Below are 15,824 nucleotides of genomic sequence, written 5' to 3'. Positions count from 1 at the left end.
AGAGACTTGGTATTCATTTTTCGTCTTGCGACGTTAAGAATCCATGTCACTTTGAGTGCCCACACAGATTGTCTGATAAATTGTTAAAGAGCAGTTGCAACGCGGCGTTAAGCTCACCGTTGCGAGGTCCCGTATATTACGTTTTCCTCATTCAGAGTCAAGCGATTATTTTTGCTTTTCTCTGTCGGCGTTCATCTCTGAACCCCGCTAACCCGGCGGCCTGTAAGCCGTTGTTCCGTGTCAGTGGAGGCGCATTATAGGGAGTTCTCAGACGTTGACAACCCCTCTTTTAAAAAAAACTTTCAACCGTCTCTTTTTTGCTCAAAACCGTGCTACAGCGCCAGTTTTTCGAGCGTTTCAAAGCCATAACGGCGTAAAACGGGTAAAAGTTGCTCAGTCTCTTTCGTGATGGCCATACAAAACGCGATATTCGCATCGGTAGATTTCGCATCCGGCGCTTCATGCTCCAGCAGCCAGGCCGTGCGACGGGCGATAGCCGCGCCGGAATCCACCAGGCGCGTCCCCTCCGGCAACACCTCTAATAGCTCTTCCTGTAATAGCGGGAAGTGGGTGCAGCCCAGCACAACAGTATCCGGGGGTTCAGGCATGCGCAGCCACGGACGAAGAATACGACGCAGCTCGTCGAGTGATACCGCCTTTCCATGCAGCTTCGCTTCAGCCATCTCCACCAGCTCAGCCGAACCCAGCATCGCAATCTGGCATTCGTTGGCAAAACGGTCGATCAGCTCGCGGGTATAAGGACGCTTTACCGTGCCTCGCGTTGCCAGCAAACCCACAATGCCGTTCGCCGTCAGGCGCGCGGCAGGCTTTATCGCAGGAACAACGCCCACAACCGGGAACTGGAATTTTTCACGCAGGGCGGGAAGAGAAACGGTGCTCGCCGTATTACAGGCGATGACGGCCAGCGCAAGGGGATAGCGCTTTTGTACCGCGGTAACGATTTCAACCACACGCTCAACAATAAAATCTTCGCTCTTTTCCCCATACGGGAAAGCGACGTTATCGAAGGCGTAGATGTAATGGAGATCCGGCAGGAGGTGCCGAATCTCATCATAGACCGAAAGCCCACCGACGCCGGAATCAAACACCAGCACGGTGGGACGCGGATTAGAAGGTGTAGCTGCCAGACAAGGTGTATTCCCGTCCTGCAGTTTGGTAGCCATAAACTGTCTCGTAATCTTTATCGAACAGGTTGGCTATTTTACCACGAACTGTGAGATGTGAGGTGACAGGATACGAAACTGCGACATCCCACAGGCTGACACCACCCATTTTTACTTTCTCAGACGGATAAGCACCAAAGTCAGTGTCGTAACGCGTACCGAGATAGTGATAAGTCAGGCTCCAGTCGAAATCATAGATCTGCGTGTCGAGCTGATATTTCACCTGCTGCTTAGCACGACGGTCCAGAAGTTCGTTGGTTGCGGCATTGCGGGCATCCACATAGTCATAGCCTACAGTATGCGTCAACGGGCCCGTATCAAACGATGCTGTCGCTTCCACACCTTTAATGCGCGCTTTACCGACGTTGTAATATTGCTGAAGGTTATTATCGAAGTCGATGAGATTATCGACGTCATTACGGTAGCCGGAGACGCGCCAGCTCACGCCCGCCGTCAGGCCTTCAAACGCACCTTCCCACTGCTTGCTCTCTTCGGGATCAAGATGGTCATTGCCATAGAAACCATAGAGTTGACCCAGATTCGGTGCTTTATAGGCCGTACCATACGAAGCAACGAAGCGGTAACCCTCCACGAACTCCCAGGCCGCACTACTTTGCCAGGTGCCATGGCGACCGAACTGAGAGTTGTCATCGCTGCGAACCGCTCCTTCCAGAGTGAAGTCACCAAACTGCTGCAACCCGGTCAGGTAAACGCCGGTGTTACGCAGGTCGTAGCCGTTGGTCACGTAGTTTGTACCCGGCTCGGTGCTCTGCTTCTGCCAGTCAACGCCCGCGCCAATGTTCCCATGGCCAACGTCAACGGAGTTCAGCCACTGGACGTTGTACTGTTTGATTTCATCCAGCGTGGCTGTTGAATCGTAGCGGCCTAAATTTGGGTCGTAGTTATAGTCCTTGCTGTGGCTATAGCTGGTGAGCAGCTGTGAATGGAAGATGTCATTGTTGAAGCGCAATCCTGCATCCCAGGTCTGACTATAGAGCTGGCGGGTATCGACCAGTACGTCAGGGGTAAATGAACTGTAGTAACCGTCGTAGGCAGTACGGTTGCTATAGCCAAAGCCGCGAACAAATCCGCTCCACTGCTCCGAGAATGCGTGATCCACTGCACCATAGAGCGTTTTATTCATAAAGCCGTCGCGATCGGTCTGGGCAAGGCCACCATTGTTGCCGTCCGCAACCACATCAAACCCTTTGGTATAGGTGTAATCACCCGCAAGCGTGACGCGCGTGCTGTCACCCAATGTTTGCTGAGTACTGCCGCCATAATTCTGGTAACCATGCGACCCTACACCTGCGTTCAGCGTGGTACCGTCCTTCGCGCGAGTGGTAATAATGTTTACGACTCCGCCGATCGCGTCCGAGCCGTATACCGCCGAACGCGGTCCACGAACATATTCGATACGCTGCACCAGGGAGATCGGGAACTGGCTAAGATCGGATGACCCCGTGACGCCCGCCTGGTTAAGGCGGATCCCATCAACAAGGATCAGGACGTGGCTGGAGTTGGTGCCACGTATAAAGAGAGAAGAGAGTTGCCCCATCCCGCCATTTTGCGCCGTATCCACGCCGGGCAGGCGACGCATAACATCCAGGACTGAGGTTGATTGCCAACGGTCAATATCGGCACGCGTAACAACGGAGGTTGCAGCCAGAATAGTTTTTTCAGGTTGTTCAAAACGATTTGCCGTCACCACCAACGAGTCGGCGCTATCCTGCGCCCAGCCCGAAAATGCCGTGACGGACAACGCCGTCAACAGCGATACTTTTTTAATCATTGTTAAAGCATCCACAATATAAGAAGGATGCCGCAGGCCTCATCGATAGCACGCGATGATGAAACCAAATGCGACGTGATCCCGGCAGGTCTTCGGGCTAGGTGGCTATATAAGGATGAAGACTTCCCATTTTCACAGTGTCTACAACGCTCATCCCGCCAGACTTTACCGCTGCGCGTCAGCTCCAGATTTACACTGGATTCCCTTTTCACTCTCAGGAGACCGGAAACAGAATGCTACAATTAGACACGTATGGATGTCCAGACAGCTATTACCCATTAAATCTGGACATCCCCTGAACAATGCCTACAATCCCCGCGTAATTCTTTATCATTCAGGACGCATCATGACCCCAGAACACCTCCCGACAGAACAGTACGACGCGCAGCTGGCAGAGAAAGTCGTCCGCCTGCAAAGTATGATGACGCCTTTCAACGCGCCCGTTCCCGAGGTGTTCCGCTCTCCCGTCAGCCACTACCGCATGCGCGCCGAGTTCCGCATCTGGCACGACGGCGACGACCTGTACCACATCATTTTCGATCAGCAGACGAAGTCCCGTATCCGCGTGGACAGCTTTCCGGCGGCGAGCGAGCTCATTAACCAGTTGATGACGCTGATAATGGACGGCGTGCGCAACAATCCGGTACTGCGTAACAAGCTGTTCCAGATTGACTACCTGACCACGCAAAGCAATCAGGCGATTGTCTCCCTGCTGTACCACAAAGCGCTTAATGACGAGTGGCGCGAGCAGGCAGAAGCGCTGCGCGATGCGCTGCGCGCGCAGAACATCAACGTTCACCTGATTGGCCGCGCGACAAAAACCAAAATCATGCTGGATCAGGACTACATCGACGAGCGCCTGCCGGTGGCAGGTAAAGAGATGGTGTATCGTCAGGTCGAGAACAGCTTCACCCAGCCGAATGCTGCGATGAACGTGCAGATGCTCGAGTGGGCGCTGAAGGCGACGGAAGGGTCAACGGGCGATCTTCTTGAGCTCTACTGCGGTAACGGCAACTTCTCCCTGGCGCTGGCGCGTAACTTCGATCGCGTTCTGGCAACGGAAATCGCCAAGCCGTCGGTGGCTGCCGCGCAGTACAACATCGCCGCTAACCATATCGACAACGTGCAGATCATTCGTATGGCCGCAGAAGAGTTCACGCAGGCCATGAACGGCGTACGCCAGTTTAACCGCCTGGAAGGGATCGATCTCAAGAGCTACCAGTGTGAGACAATTTTTGTCGACCCGCCGCGCAGTGGCCTGGACAGCGAAACCGAGAAGATGGTGCAGGCGTACCCGCGTATTTTGTACATCTCCTGTAACCCGGAGACGCTGTGCAAGAACCTCGAAACATTAGGCCAGACGCACAAGGTTGAACGTCTGGCGCTGTTCGATCAGTTCCCGTATACGCACCATATGGAGTGCGGCGTTTTACTTACCGCACGGTGATCTGTAGGCCGGATAAGCGTAGCGCCATCCGGCGTTTTTGGCAGGTGGCGCTTCGCTTACCTGCCCTACAAATAATTCATTACTCTGGTAACTGGCTCTTACGGCTACGCATGCGCGAGCCAATCCAGAACACCAGCGCCACAGACAGTACCGCAGGGAAGAAGTTAGAGCCGATATCCGGATATTCCGCGCGAACCACGGTGCTATACAGCAATACCCCCAGAATAAAGCAGGCAGCGGCCAGCCCCGGTAACCCCACCGGCATGGTGCGGTTCAGGTAACGTTGATGCAGGCAGTAAACCGTCAGCACCAGCGCAATAAGCGGGAAAATCGAAAATGGAACGATTGAGCTAAAAATAGCGGCAAACGTACCATTAATGGATAAGCCAGCGATCAATGCCAGCAACAGCGTCCCTTTATCCTGACCTGACTGTTTCATTACTCACCTTCACTCTTCGGTTTGATGTGCCAGTTTCTCTTGTTCACGGCGATACCAGTAGTACGCGCCTTTGGAGATCATCCTGAGCTGCAATACCAGCCGCTCTTCGAGCTGCTTGCGTTGTTCAATGCTGACATCCAGCGCTTCGGCACCCGCGCTGAAAACAATCGTCACCATCGCCTCAGCCTGTGCTTCAGTAAACGCACGCGGCATATGGTTTTCGAGTTCAAGATAGTCGGCAAGTTCCGCGATGAAGTGCTGAATTTCACGCGCGACGGCGGCACGAAATGCCGCCGACGTGCCCGAACGCTCGCGCAGAAGCAGACGAAACGCGTTGGGGTTATTGCCGATAAATTCCATAAAGGTCGATACGGAGGTGCGGATCACGCTGCCCCCTTTGGCGATACGCTGACGCGCCTGGCGCATCAGCTGGCGCAGCATCAGACCGCTCTCGTCGACCATGGTCAGGCCCAGTTCATCCACATCACGGAAATGACGATAGAAGGACGTTGGCGCAATCCCGGCCTCGCGTGCGACTTCGCGCAGGCTCAAACTGGCAAAACTCCGCTCAGCACTCAGTTGACTGAATGCGGCTTCCACCAGCGAACGCCGGGTTTTCTCTTTTTGTTGTGCTCTTACGCCCATCACGATAGTTGAATCCTTCCAAAGGCCTGATGGCACTATACCAGAGAATAAAATTAATCTGTTTGCCTGGCTTTGTGAATGATTGTTTACGTGCGGTTTGTGCCCCACTGCCCGAAAAAAGCACAACGATAATTGGGTTACTCTGCCAATGATGTTATGATTCTGTTGCTTTTATGTATAAGAACAGGTAAGCCTTACCATGCCACATTCCTACGATTACGACGCAATAGTTATTGGTTCCGGCCCCGGCGGCGAAGGTGCTGCTATGGGTCTGGTGAAACAGGGAGCCAGAGTAGCGGTCATCGAGCGCTACCATAATGTCGGCGGCGGTTGCACCCACTGGGGCACCATCCCTTCGAAAGCCCTCCGCCACGCCGTTAGCCGCATTATCGAATTTAACCAGAACCCTCTTTACAGCGACCACTCCAGACTTCTTCGTTCATCCTTTGCTGACATCCTGAATCACGCGGATACCGTTATTAACCAGCAGACACGCATGCGTCAGGGATTTTATGAGCGTAACCACTGTGAAATTTTGCAGGGCAACGCGCATTTTGTGGATGAACACACCCTGGCACTCGAATGCCACGACGGTTCGGTTGAAACCATCACGGCTGAAAAATTTGTGATTGCCTGCGGCTCACGCCCTTACCATCCGGCCGACGTGGACTTCTCGCACCCGCGCGTCTACGACAGCGACTCGATTCTGAGCCTGCACCATGAACCCCGCCACGTCATTATCTATGGCGCAGGGGTGATTGGTTGCGAATATGCGTCGATCTTCCGCGGAATGGACGTCAAAGTTGACCTGATCAACACCCGCGACCGCCTGCTGGCGTTCCTCGATCAGGAGATGTCGGACTCCCTCTCCTACCACTTCTGGAACAGCGGCGTGGTGATTCGCCACAACGAAGAGTACGAGAAGATTGAGGGCTGTGACGACGGGGTGATCATGCACCTGAAGTCCGGTAAGAAGCTGAAAGCAGACTGCCTGCTGTACGCCAACGGTCGTACCGGCAACACCGATTCACTGCAGCTGGAAAATATCGGGCTTGAAACCGACAGTCGCGGTCAGCTGAAGGTCAACAGCATGTATCAGACCGCCCTGCCGCACGTTTACGCGGTCGGCGACGTGATTGGCTACCCAAGCCTGGCCTCAGCCGCTTACGACCAGGGACGCATTGCCGCACAGGCGCTGGTAAAAGGCGAAGCGACGGCGCATCTGATCGAAGATATTCCGACGGGCATCTATACCATCCCGGAAATCAGTTCAGTCGGCAAAACCGAGCAGCAGCTGACGTCAATGAAGGTGCCTTACGAGGTGGGACGTGCCCAGTTTAAACATCTGGCGCGGGCGCAAATCGTGGGGATGAGCGTGGGAACGCTGAAGATCCTGTTCCATCGCGAGACCAAAGAGATCCTCGGCATTCACTGCTTTGGTGAACGCGCGGCGGAAATCATTCATATCGGCCAGGCGATAATGGAGCAGAAAGGCGGTGGTAACACCATTGAGTACTTCGTTAACACCACCTTTAACTACCCGACCATGGCGGAAGCCTATCGGGTAGCTGCGCTGAACGGCTTAAACCGCCTGTTTTAACGCGCTGTCGAAATGGCCATCCATCGAACCACGGATGGCCTCTGCCAGCTGCTCATAGCGGCTGCGCAGCGGTGAACCCGGACGATACACCAGGCCGATAGTGCGACGCGGCTCCGGCTTAATGCACGGCAGATAAACCACGCCATCACGCTTACGCTCGCGCGGCACGGCCAGCGCAGGCAGCAGCGTAATACCGCTTCCCGCCGCGACCATATTACGCAGCGTTTCCAGGCTGGTTGCGCGGAAATGGGTATCCTCATCCGCACCCGCTTCAAAGCAGAAGCCCATCGCCTGATCGCGCAGGCAGTGGCCATCTTCCAGCATCAGCAGCTTTTCACCGGCCAGATCGGCCATCGGTACGCGATCGCGGTTCGCCCACGGGTGATCTTCATAGATCGCCAGCATCATCGGCTCATCGAACAGCGGCACTTCAATAAAGGCTTCACTCTCTTTCACCAGCGCCAGAATGGCGCAGTCGAGCTTGCCGCTGTCTAGCTGCGCCAGCAGCTGATGGGTCTGCGCTTCATGCAGGTACATTTCGAGTTTCGGGAACGTCTGGTGCAGCATCGGAATGATGTGCGGCAACAGGTACGGGCCAACGGTTGGGATCAGGCCAATATGCAGCGGGCCGGACATCGCCTCCCCCTGCTGGCTTGCCATTTCCTTGAGCACTTTGACCTCGCGCAGCACGGTGCGCGCCTGATCCACCAGCAGCAGACCTGCCTGTGTGAACAGAACCTTACGACTGGTGCGCTCCAGCAGCATCACGCCCAGCTCGTCTTCCAGCTTGCGGATCTGACCGCTCAGCGTGGGCTGGCTGACGTGGCAGGAATCTGCCGCGCGGCGAAAGTGACGATGCTCGGCTAACGCTACCAGGTATTCAAGATCACGAATATTCATTATTCATCCTCCGTCGCCACGATAGTTCATGGCGATAGATAGCATAGCAACGAACGATTATCCCTATCAAGCATTCTGTTGAATAATACACCACATAGATGAGGCGGCACGTGTTTGACCCTTGACGTCCCCGCACCGTCAGCGAGTTTCTCTCAAAACTCGAACAACTAAAGCCAACGTGAACTTTTGCGGACCCCGTGGTCCGCTTTTTTTTTGCGTAAAAAAGCCCGGGGATAAAAGCAAAATGGCAACCGAAGTTGCCATTTTTAGTGTTTGCTCCCTCTCCCCGTGGGAGAGGGCCGGGGTGAGGGCACCAGCCCGCACGGTTCAAACCAACCGGTTTTTCGCATCCGCTATCGCCTGCGCCACCTGCTTAGGCGACACGCCGCCTTTCGCGGCACGTTTATCCAGACAGGACTGCAGCGCAAGGATCGGATACACATCATCCCCGATAACCGCGCTGAACTTCTGCAGGTCGGCCAGCGCCAGATCTTCCAGCGGTTTACCCTGACGAATGGCTTCCACCACCGCTTCACCCACAATATGGTGCGCTTCACGGAAAGGTACGCCTTTCGCCACCAAATAATCCGCCAGTTCGGTAGAGTTAGCATAGCCCTGCTGCGCCGCTTCCTGACAGCGCGGACGTTTCACCTGAATGCCGTCCAGCACCAGCGCGCCCATATGCAGACAGTCCAGCCAGGTGTCGAGCGCGTCGAACAGCCCTTCTTTGTCTTCCTGCATGTCTTTGTTATACGCCAGCGGCAGCCCTTTCAGGGTCATCATCATGCCGGTCAGCGCGCCCTGCACGCGGCCACACTTGCCGCGGATCAGCTCCAGCGCGTCCGGGTTTTTCTTCTGCGGCATCAGGGAGGAGCCTGAGGTCACGCGGTCGGACAGCTCGACGAAGCCCGCTTCGCCAGAGTTAAAGAAGATCAGGTCTTCGGCAAAGCGCGACAGATGCACCATTCCGATAGACGCATTGGAGAGCAGCTCCAGCACGTGGTCGCGGTCGGACACGCTGTCCAGGCTGTTACGGGTGGCGGAAGCAAAGCCCAGCCAGCCTGCCAGCTGCTCACGGTCGATTTCATACGCCGTACCGGCCAGCGCGCCGCTGCCCAGCGGGCTGACGTCCAGACGTTTCAGGGTATCCTGCAGACGGCTTTCGTCACGCGCCAGCATCTCGACGTAGGCCAGACACCAGTGCGCAAAGGTCACCGGCTGCGCGCGCTGCAGGTGGGTATAACCCGGCATCACCGCGTCCTGGTTGTTCTGCGCGGTTTCCACCAGCGCGCTCTGCAGCTGACGGTTAGCCGCCAGCAGTTCGCCAACGGTATCTTTACACCACAGCTTCAGATCGGTGGCGACCTGGTCGTTACGGCTGCGGCCGGTATGCAGCTTTTTACCCAGCTGGCCGACCTTGTCGATCAGTTTACCTTCCACCCAGCTGTGAATATCTTCAGCATCGCTTTCGAGGATCTGCTGCGGGTTAAGACGCACCTCTTCCAGCAGATTGTTCAGCGCTTCTTCCAGCCGTAATTGTTCGTCTGGGGTCAGTACGCCCACTGTCACCAGCGCTTTGGACCAGGCCACAGAGCCGACAATATCCTGTTCGGCCAGGCGGTAGTCGAAGCGCAAAGAGTCGTTGAACTGTTTGAACCGCTGATCCGCTGCCTGTGTAAAACGCCCACCCCAAAGTGCCATAACATGATTCCTTTATTCGTTAGTTCTGCCGGGTGGCGCTTCGCTTACCCGGCCTACGGTCATTCAATAAAAACTTACGCTAAAATACGCGTGCCAATCGGCGTGCCGTTAAACAGCGCCGGCAGTTGTTCCGCGTGACGCCAGGAGGCGATATCCACCGGTCGGCCCAGCGTGCGTGCGGCATCCAGCGCGGCGTTCACTTTGACTATCATGCCGTCGGTAATAATGCCCTGAGCAATCAGCTGCTCGGCTTTCTCAGCCGTCATTTCAGCAATGCGCTGGCCTTTGCCATCCAGAATGCCGCTCACGTCGGAGAGCAGGATCAGATCCGCGCCCAGCGTTGCCGCCAGTGCCGTCGCCGCCTGGTCAGCGTTGACGTTCATCAGCTCGCCCTCTTCGGTCACGCCGATAGAGCTCACCACCGGCAGGAATCCCCCTTCCAGCAGCGTGTTAATCAGCTTAGGCGAACCTGGCTGCGCCAGTCCAACGTGGCCGAGCTCTTCGTCGAGCTGGGTCACTTTTACGCTGTCGCCATCGCCCAGATAGAGGCCAACGGACGCGATGTGGTGTTTCTTCGCCCACGCCAGCAGCGTTTTGTTCGCCGTGCCCGCCAGCGCACCGGTAATGATGTCAATCTGGTCAGCAGGCGTGACGCGCAGGCCGTTCTTCTTTTTCACCGGCAGGTTGAGCCCTTTCATCAGCTCGTCCACCACGCAGCCGCCGCCGTGCACAATCACCAGCGGACGCTGGTGTGATTCGCGATAGTTCACCAGCGCGGTAAACAGACGCTCCAGCGCTTCTTCGCTGTCCAGCAGTACACCACCGAGTTTGATAATTAATGGGTTCATCATCACACCTTAAATAAGAGCCTGCGTTTCCAGGAAACCGAAACGAATATTTGCACATTGCATTGCCTGTGCGGCAGCGCCTTTGAGTAAGTTATCTTCCGCGGCGACAACGATGAGATGCTCGCCCTGCACGGCAAAGCCGATGTCGCAGAACGGCAGGCCGACCACGTTTTTCAGCGCCGGCACGCCTTTATCGTACAGGCGCACCAGCGGTTTATCCGCATACGCCTGCGTGAAGGCCTCGTTCACCTGCTCTTTGGTCACGCCGGGCTTCAGGCGGCAGGTAATGGTTTCGAGGATCCCACGCGGGAAGCTGCCCAGGTGCGGGGTGAAAATGACGTCCGCGCCCAGATGCGTCGTGATTTCAGGGTGATGACGGTGATTAAAAACGCCATACGGCTGAAGGCTCACTTCGCAGAAGCTGTTGGAGATAGCGGCCTTACGACCTGCTCCGCTCACGCCGCTGGTGGCGTTGATCACCGGCCACTGGCTCAGATCCAGCAGGCCTGCGTCGATCAGCGGCTTCAGGGAGAGCTGCGCCGCCGTTGGGTAGCAGCCCGGAACGGCAATCAGGTCCGCTTCTTTCAGTTTATCTGCGCTCCACTCCGCCAGGCCGTACACCGCTTTTTCAAGCAGATCCGGATGCTGATGGGTGAAACCGTAATATTTTTCATAAAATGCGCCGTCGTTCACGCGGAACGCGCCGGAAAGGTCGAAGACCACGCAGCCGGCCGCCAGGAACTGCGGCGCCAGGTCGTGGCTGACCTCGTGCGCGGTGGCTAAAAACACCACGTCGACGCCGTCGGTAAACTCGCTGATGTCAGACATGGGCTGCAGCGGCAGATCGACAATGCCCTTAAGCTGCGGATGCAAATCGGAAATTAACTTTCCTGCATCATTGCTTTGCGCTGACACGGTCAAAGCGGTTATGGTCATATGTGGATGGCGATTCACGTAGCTTACAAGCTCTGCGCCCGCATAACCGCTAGCGCCTACAATCAGCGTATTCAACATCGGGTTCCTTTATGCTCAACGTTAATGTATTTTTATTCACATTTATTGCATGAATATTGATACTATCACGACCTAAGGTGTGTCAACAATGAAAATGAACTTACCGCCATTTATCGAGATCTACCGCGCCCTGATTGCCACACCGTCCATCAGCGCAACGGAAGAAGCGCTGGATCAGAGCAATGAGTCTTTAATCAATCTGCTGGCGGGTTGGTTTAGCGATCTTGGGTTTAACGTTGAGGTTCAACCCGTCCCCGGAACCCGCCACAAATTTAACCTGCTCGCCAGCACCGGAACCGGTGCGGGCGGCCTGCTGCTGGCCGGTCATACCGATACGGTGCCGTTTGACGACGGCCGCTGGACGCGCGATCCGTTCACCCTGACCGAGCACGACAACAAGCTCTATGGCCTGGGCACCGCCGACATGAAAGGCTTCTTCGCCTTTATCCTCGACGCGCTGCGTGACGTGGACGTGACGAAACTGAAAAAACCGCTCTACATTCTGGCGACCGCCGATGAAGAAACCAGCATGGCGGGGGCGCGCTACTTCTCTGAAAACACGTCGATTCGTCCGGATTGCGCGATCATCGGCGAGCCGACGTCTCTGCAGCCGATCCGCGCACACAAAGGCCATATTTCTACCGCCGTACGCGTGCTGGGCCAGTCCGGCCACTCCAGCGATCCGGCGCGCGGCGTGAACGCCATTGAGCTGATGCATGATGCCATCGGGCGCATCATGACCCTGCGCGACGATCTGAAAGAGCGCTACCACTACGACGCGTTCACCGTGCCGTATCCGACCCTGAACCTCGGTAGCCTGCACGGCGGCGATGCCTCGAACCGCATCTGCGCCTGCTGCGAACTGCATATGGACATCCGCCCGCTGCCGGGCATGACCCTCAGCGATCTCGACGGCCTGCTGAATGAGGCGCTGGCTCCGGTAAGCGAGCGCTGGCCGGGCCGCCTGACGGTCTCCGAACTGCATCCGCCGATCCCGGGTTACGAATGCCCGCCGGACCATCAGCTGGTTGAGGTGGTGGAAAAGCTGCTCGGTGAGAAAACCGACGTGGTGAACTACTGCACCGAAGCGCCGTTTATTCAGACGCTTTGCCCTACGCTGGTCCTGGGCCCCGGCTCCATCAACCAGGCGCACCAGCCGGATGAATATCTGGAAACCCGCTTCATCAAGCCAACCCGCGAACTGATTACTCAGGTTGTGCATCACTTCTGCTGGCATTAAAACCGCACCGAAGAGTCCCCTCTCCCTGTGGGAGAGGGTTAGGGTGAGGGCAACAAACCACATGATCTCCGTCACATTCCCATAAGCATCTCTTATCTGAAGCAATGCGAATTAAATTTCGTAAATTGCCCGCATTTATTCGTTTGCTGAACCGTTTTCGCAGCAATTGACGACGGGGGTTTTACGTGGCTTTATAAAGGGAGATGACAAAATAATGTCCAGAAAATTTTCGCCTGGACATAAACAAAAATGATGGGGTGACTGGGTTTTTATGAACGAACAATATTCCGCGTTGCGTAGTAATGTCAGTATGCTCGGCAAAGTGCTTGGAGATACCATCAAAGACGCGTTGGGGGAGAACATCCTCGACCGCGTTGAAACCATCCGCAAGCTGTCTAAATCTTCCCGTGCCGGTAACGAGGCCAGTCGTCAGGAGCTGCTCACCACCTTGCAGAACCTCTCAAACGATGAGCTGCTACCCGTTGCACGCGCATTCAGCCAGTTCCTGAACCTGGCTAACACCGCTGAGCAATACCACAGCATTTCGCCAAACGGCGAAGCGGCAAGCAACCCGGAAGTCATTGCCCGCACCCTGCGTAAACTGAAAGACCAGCCAGACCTCAACGAAGCCACCATCAAAAAAGCGGTGGAGTCGCTTTCGCTGGAGCTGGTGCTGACCGCACACCCCACTGAAATTACCCGTCGTACCCTGATCCACAAAATGGTGGAAGTGAACAACTGTCTGAAGCAGTTGGATAACAAAGACATTGCCGACTACGAACGCAACCAGCTGATGCGCCGTCTGCGCCAGCTAATTGCCCAGTCCTGGCACACCGATGAAATTCGTAAGCATCGTCCAAGCCCGGTCGACGAAGCCAAATGGGGCTTTGCGGTGGTGGAAAACAGCCTGTGGGAAGGGGTACCTAACTACCTGCGCGAGCTGAACGAACAGCTGGAAGAGAACCTCGGCTACCGCCTGCCGGTCGACTTTGTTCCGGTGCGCTTCACCTCCTGGATGGGCGGCGACCGCGACGGCAACCCGAACGTGACCGCAGAAATCACCCGTCACGTCCTGCTGCTGAGCCGCTGGAAAGCGACCGACCTGTTCCTGAAAGACATTCAGGTGCTGATCTCCGAGCTGTCGATGGTTGAGGCAACGCCTGAACTGCGCGCGCTGGCCGGGGAAGAAGGTGCCAGCGAACCGTACCGTTTCCTGATGAAAAAACTGCGTGGTCAGCTGATGGCCACTCAGGCCTGGCTGGAAGCGCGTCTGAAAGGTCAGCGCCTGCCAAAACCAGAAGGTCTGCTCAGCCAGAACGAACAGCTCTGGGAGCCGCTCTACGCCTGTTATAAATCACTGCAGGCCTGCGGGATGGGCATCATCGCTAACGGCGAACTGCTCGACACCCTGCGCCGCGTGAAGTGTTTCGGCGTGCCGCTGGTGCGTATCGACGTACGTCAGGAAAGTACCCGTCATACCGAAGCCCTGGGCGAGCTGACCCGCTATCTCGGCATCGGCGACTATGAAAGCTGGTCCGAAGCCGACAAACAGGCCTTCCTGATCCGCGAGCTGAACTCGAAGCGCCCTCTGCTGCCGCGTAACTGGGAGCCAAGCAACGAAACCCGCGAAGTGCTCAACACCTGTAAAGCGATCGTGGACGCGCCGAAAGGATCGGTGGCCGCCTATGTGATCTCCATGGCGAAGACCCCGTCCGACGTGCTGGGCGTTCACCTTCTGCTGAAAGAAGCGGGAATCGACTACGCTCTGCCGGTCGCCCCGCTGTTTGAGACCCTCGACGACCTGAACAACGCCAACGACGTCATGACCCAGCTGCTGAATATCGACTGGTACCGCGGCTTTATTCAGGGCAAACAGATGGTGATGATTGGCTATTCTGACTCCGCGAAAGACGCGGGCGTGATGGCGGCATCCTGGGCGCAGTATCAGGCGCAGGACGCACTGATCAAAACCTGCGAGAAAGCCGGTATTGAACTGACCCTGTTCCACGGACGCGGTGGCTCGATTGGCCGTGGCGGCGCGCCTGCACACGCAGCGCTGCTGTCGCAGCCGCCGGGAAGCCTGAAAGGCGGCCTGCGCGTCACAGAGCAGGGCGAGATGATCCGCTTCAAGTACGGTCTGCCGGAAGTGACCATCAGCAGCCTGTCGCTCTACACCAGCGCTATCCTGGAAGCAAACCTGCTGCCGCCGCCGGAGCCGAAAGCATCCTGGTGCCATATCATGGACGAGCTGTCTGATATCTCCTGCGATCTGTACCGCGGCTACGTGCGTGAAAACAAAGATTTCGTTCCTTACTTCCGCTCGGCCACGCCTGAGCAGGAGCTGGGTAAACTGCCGCTGGGCTCACGTCCTGCGAAGCGTCGCCCGACCGGTGGCGTAGAGTCTCTGCGCGCGATCCCGTGGATCTTCGCCTGGACGCAGAACCGTTTGATGCTGCCCGCCTGGCTGGGTGCCGGTGCCGCGCTGCAAAAAGTGGTGGAAGACGGTAAACAGAACGAACTGGAAACCATGTGCCGCGACTGGCCGTTCTTCTCTACCCGTCTGGGCATGCTGGAGATGGTCTTCTCGAAAGCCGACCTGTGGCTGGCGGAATACTACGACCAGCGTCTGGTGAAACCAGAGCTGTGGGCGCTGGGTAAAGAGCTACGCGAACTGCTTGAAGGCGACATCAAAGTGGTGCTGGACATCGCCAACGACTCACATCTGATGGCGGACCTGCCGTGGATTGCCGAGTCTATTCAGCTGCGTAACATCTACACCGACCCGCTGAACGTCCTGCAGGCAGAGCTGCTGCACCGTTCGCGTCTGGCGGAAGAAGAAGGTAAAGAGCCGGATCCGCGCGTTGAGCAGGCGCTGATGGTGACGATTGCGGGTGTTGCTGCGGGTATGCGTAACACCGGCTAATACGCTATGCCTGGCGGCGCCGCGCTTGCCCGGACCTATGATTGATAGGCCGGGTAAGCGTTAGCGCCACCCGGCACATTTCGGTAGTCTT

12 protein-coding genes and 1 riboswitch are annotated in these 15,824 nt (G+C 56.4%); of the genes, 4 read left to right on the top strand and 8 right to left on the bottom strand.

Annotated elements, in window-relative coordinates; translation table 11 throughout:
• Nucleotides 1-332 precede the first annotated feature (332 nt).
• The gene (gene murI, locus DFO52_RS21155) at nt 333-1,184 is read right to left on the bottom strand and encodes a glutamate racemase (RefSeq protein WP_023309660.1); all 852 of its coding nucleotides are present in this window, start codon (nt 1,182-1,184) and stop codon (nt 333-335) included.
• Nucleotides 1,129-2,976, bottom strand: coding sequence for a TonB-dependent vitamin B12 receptor BtuB (btuB, locus tag DFO52_RS21150; RefSeq protein WP_133551137.1), 1,848 nt, complete (start codon nt 2,974-2,976; stop codon nt 1,129-1,131). Before btuB ends, murI begins: the two co-directional genes overlap by 56 nt.
• 65 nt (nt 2,977-3,041) lie before the next feature.
• Nucleotides 3,042-3,218: riboswitch (cobalamin riboswitch) on the bottom strand.
• A 104-nt stretch (nt 3,219-3,322) separates the two neighbouring features.
• On the opposite strand from btuB, the gene trmA reads away from it, so the two are divergent.
• Nucleotides 3,323-4,423: a tRNA (uridine(54)-C5)-methyltransferase TrmA gene (gene trmA, locus DFO52_RS21145; RefSeq protein ID WP_047653051.1), complete on the top strand. Its 1,101-nt coding sequence runs from the start codon at nt 3,323-3,325 to the stop codon at nt 4,421-4,423.
• Between the two features lie 79 nt (nt 4,424-4,502).
• Here trmA and DFO52_RS21140 read toward each other — a convergent pair whose 3' ends face one another.
• Nucleotides 4,503-4,862, bottom strand: a complete 360-nt coding sequence (locus DFO52_RS21140; RefSeq protein ID WP_008501783.1) for a YijD family membrane protein — start codon at nt 4,860-4,862, stop codon at nt 4,503-4,505.
• A gap of 9 nt (nt 4,863-4,871) precedes the next feature.
• Nucleotides 4,872-5,510: an HTH-type transcriptional repressor FabR gene (gene fabR / locus DFO52_RS21135; RefSeq protein WP_008501784.1), complete on the bottom strand. Its 639-nt coding sequence runs from the start codon at nt 5,508-5,510 to the stop codon at nt 4,872-4,874.
• A gap of 196 nt (nt 5,511-5,706) precedes the next feature.
• On the opposite strand from fabR, the gene sthA reads away from it, so the two are divergent.
• Nucleotides 5,707-7,107 carry a Si-specific NAD(P)(+) transhydrogenase gene (sthA, locus tag DFO52_RS21130; protein ID WP_008501785.1) on the top strand — a complete coding sequence of 467 codons (1,401 nt, stop codon included), beginning with the start codon at nt 5,707-5,709 and terminating at the stop codon, nt 7,105-7,107.
• On the opposite strand, the gene oxyR is transcribed toward sthA, so the two are convergent.
• The 4 genes from oxyR to argC all read right to left on the bottom strand — a co-directional run bounded on the left by oxyR (nt 7,090) and on the right by argC (nt 11,570).
• Nucleotides 7,090-8,007 carry a DNA-binding transcriptional regulator OxyR gene (gene oxyR, locus DFO52_RS21125; RefSeq protein ID WP_023309664.1) on the bottom strand — a complete coding sequence of 306 codons (918 nt, stop codon included), beginning with the start codon at nt 8,005-8,007 and terminating at the stop codon, nt 7,090-7,092. The two genes, sthA and oxyR, sit on opposite strands and share 18 nt — an antisense overlap.
• Before the next feature lie 327 nt (nt 8,008-8,334).
• Nucleotides 8,335-9,708 (bottom strand): argininosuccinate lyase, encoded by a 1,374-nt coding sequence (argH, locus tag DFO52_RS21120; RefSeq protein ID WP_029740758.1) that lies wholly within the window; start codon nt 9,706-9,708, stop codon nt 8,335-8,337.
• A 74-nt stretch (nt 9,709-9,782) separates the two neighbouring features.
• The gene (gene argB / locus DFO52_RS21115) at nt 9,783-10,559 is read right to left on the bottom strand and encodes an acetylglutamate kinase (RefSeq protein WP_090420882.1); all 777 of its coding nucleotides are present in this window, start codon (nt 10,557-10,559) and stop codon (nt 9,783-9,785) included.
• Between the two features lie 6 nt (nt 10,560-10,565).
• Entirely contained in the window at nt 10,566-11,570 is a 1,005-nt protein-coding gene (argC, locus tag DFO52_RS21110) for an N-acetyl-gamma-glutamyl-phosphate reductase (RefSeq protein WP_133551136.1), read from the bottom strand.
• Between the two features lie 88 nt (nt 11,571-11,658).
• Between argC and argE the strand changes: the two genes are divergently transcribed.
• Both argE and ppc read left to right on the top strand, forming a co-directional pair.
• Entirely contained in the window at nt 11,659-12,810 is a 1,152-nt protein-coding gene (gene argE, locus DFO52_RS21105; protein WP_023309677.1) for an acetylornithine deacetylase, read from the top strand.
• 271 nt (nt 12,811-13,081) lie between these two features.
• Nucleotides 13,082-15,733 (top strand): phosphoenolpyruvate carboxylase, encoded by a 2,652-nt coding sequence (gene ppc, locus DFO52_RS21100; protein WP_023309665.1) that lies wholly within the window; start codon nt 13,082-13,084, stop codon nt 15,731-15,733.
• Nucleotides 15,734-15,824: the final 91 nt, after the last annotated feature.

This window comes from Enterobacter sp. AG326 (assembly GCF_004362415.1).
GTDB lineage: Bacteria > Pseudomonadota > Gammaproteobacteria > Enterobacterales > Enterobacteriaceae > Enterobacter > Enterobacter asburiae.
Note: the sequence above shows the minus strand (reverse complement) of the source record. Positions and strands in the feature narration are given on the sequence as shown.

Coding starts and splice junctions, on each gene's coding strand:
- murI (WP_023309660.1), bottom strand. CDS start 1,184: ATGGCTACCAAACTGCAGGACGGGAATACACCTTGTCTGGCAGCTACA.
- btuB (WP_133551137.1), bottom strand. CDS start 2,976: ATGATTAAAAAAGTATCGCTGTTGACGGCGTTGTCCGTCACGGCATTT.
- trmA (WP_047653051.1), top strand. CDS start 3,323: ATGACCCCAGAACACCTCCCGACAGAACAGTACGACGCGCAGCTGGCA.
- DFO52_RS21140 (WP_008501783.1), bottom strand. CDS start 4,862: ATGAAACAGTCAGGTCAGGATAAAGGGACGCTGTTGCTGGCATTGATC.
- sthA (WP_008501785.1), top strand. CDS start 5,707: ATGCCACATTCCTACGATTACGACGCAATAGTTATTGGTTCCGGCCCC.
- oxyR (WP_023309664.1), bottom strand. CDS start 8,007: ATGAATATTCGTGATCTTGAATACCTGGTAGCGTTAGCCGAGCATCGT.
- argH (WP_029740758.1), bottom strand. CDS start 9,708: ATGGCACTTTGGGGTGGGCGTTTTACACAGGCAGCGGATCAGCGGTTC.
- argB (WP_090420882.1), bottom strand. CDS start 10,559: ATGATGAACCCATTAATTATCAAACTCGGTGGTGTACTGCTGGACAGC.
- argC (WP_133551136.1), bottom strand. CDS start 11,570: ATGTTGAATACGCTGATTGTAGGCGCTAGCGGTTATGCGGGCGCAGAG.
- argE (WP_023309677.1), top strand. CDS start 11,659: ATGAAAATGAACTTACCGCCATTTATCGAGATCTACCGCGCCCTGATT.
- ppc (WP_023309665.1), top strand. CDS start 13,082: ATGAACGAACAATATTCCGCGTTGCGTAGTAATGTCAGTATGCTCGGC.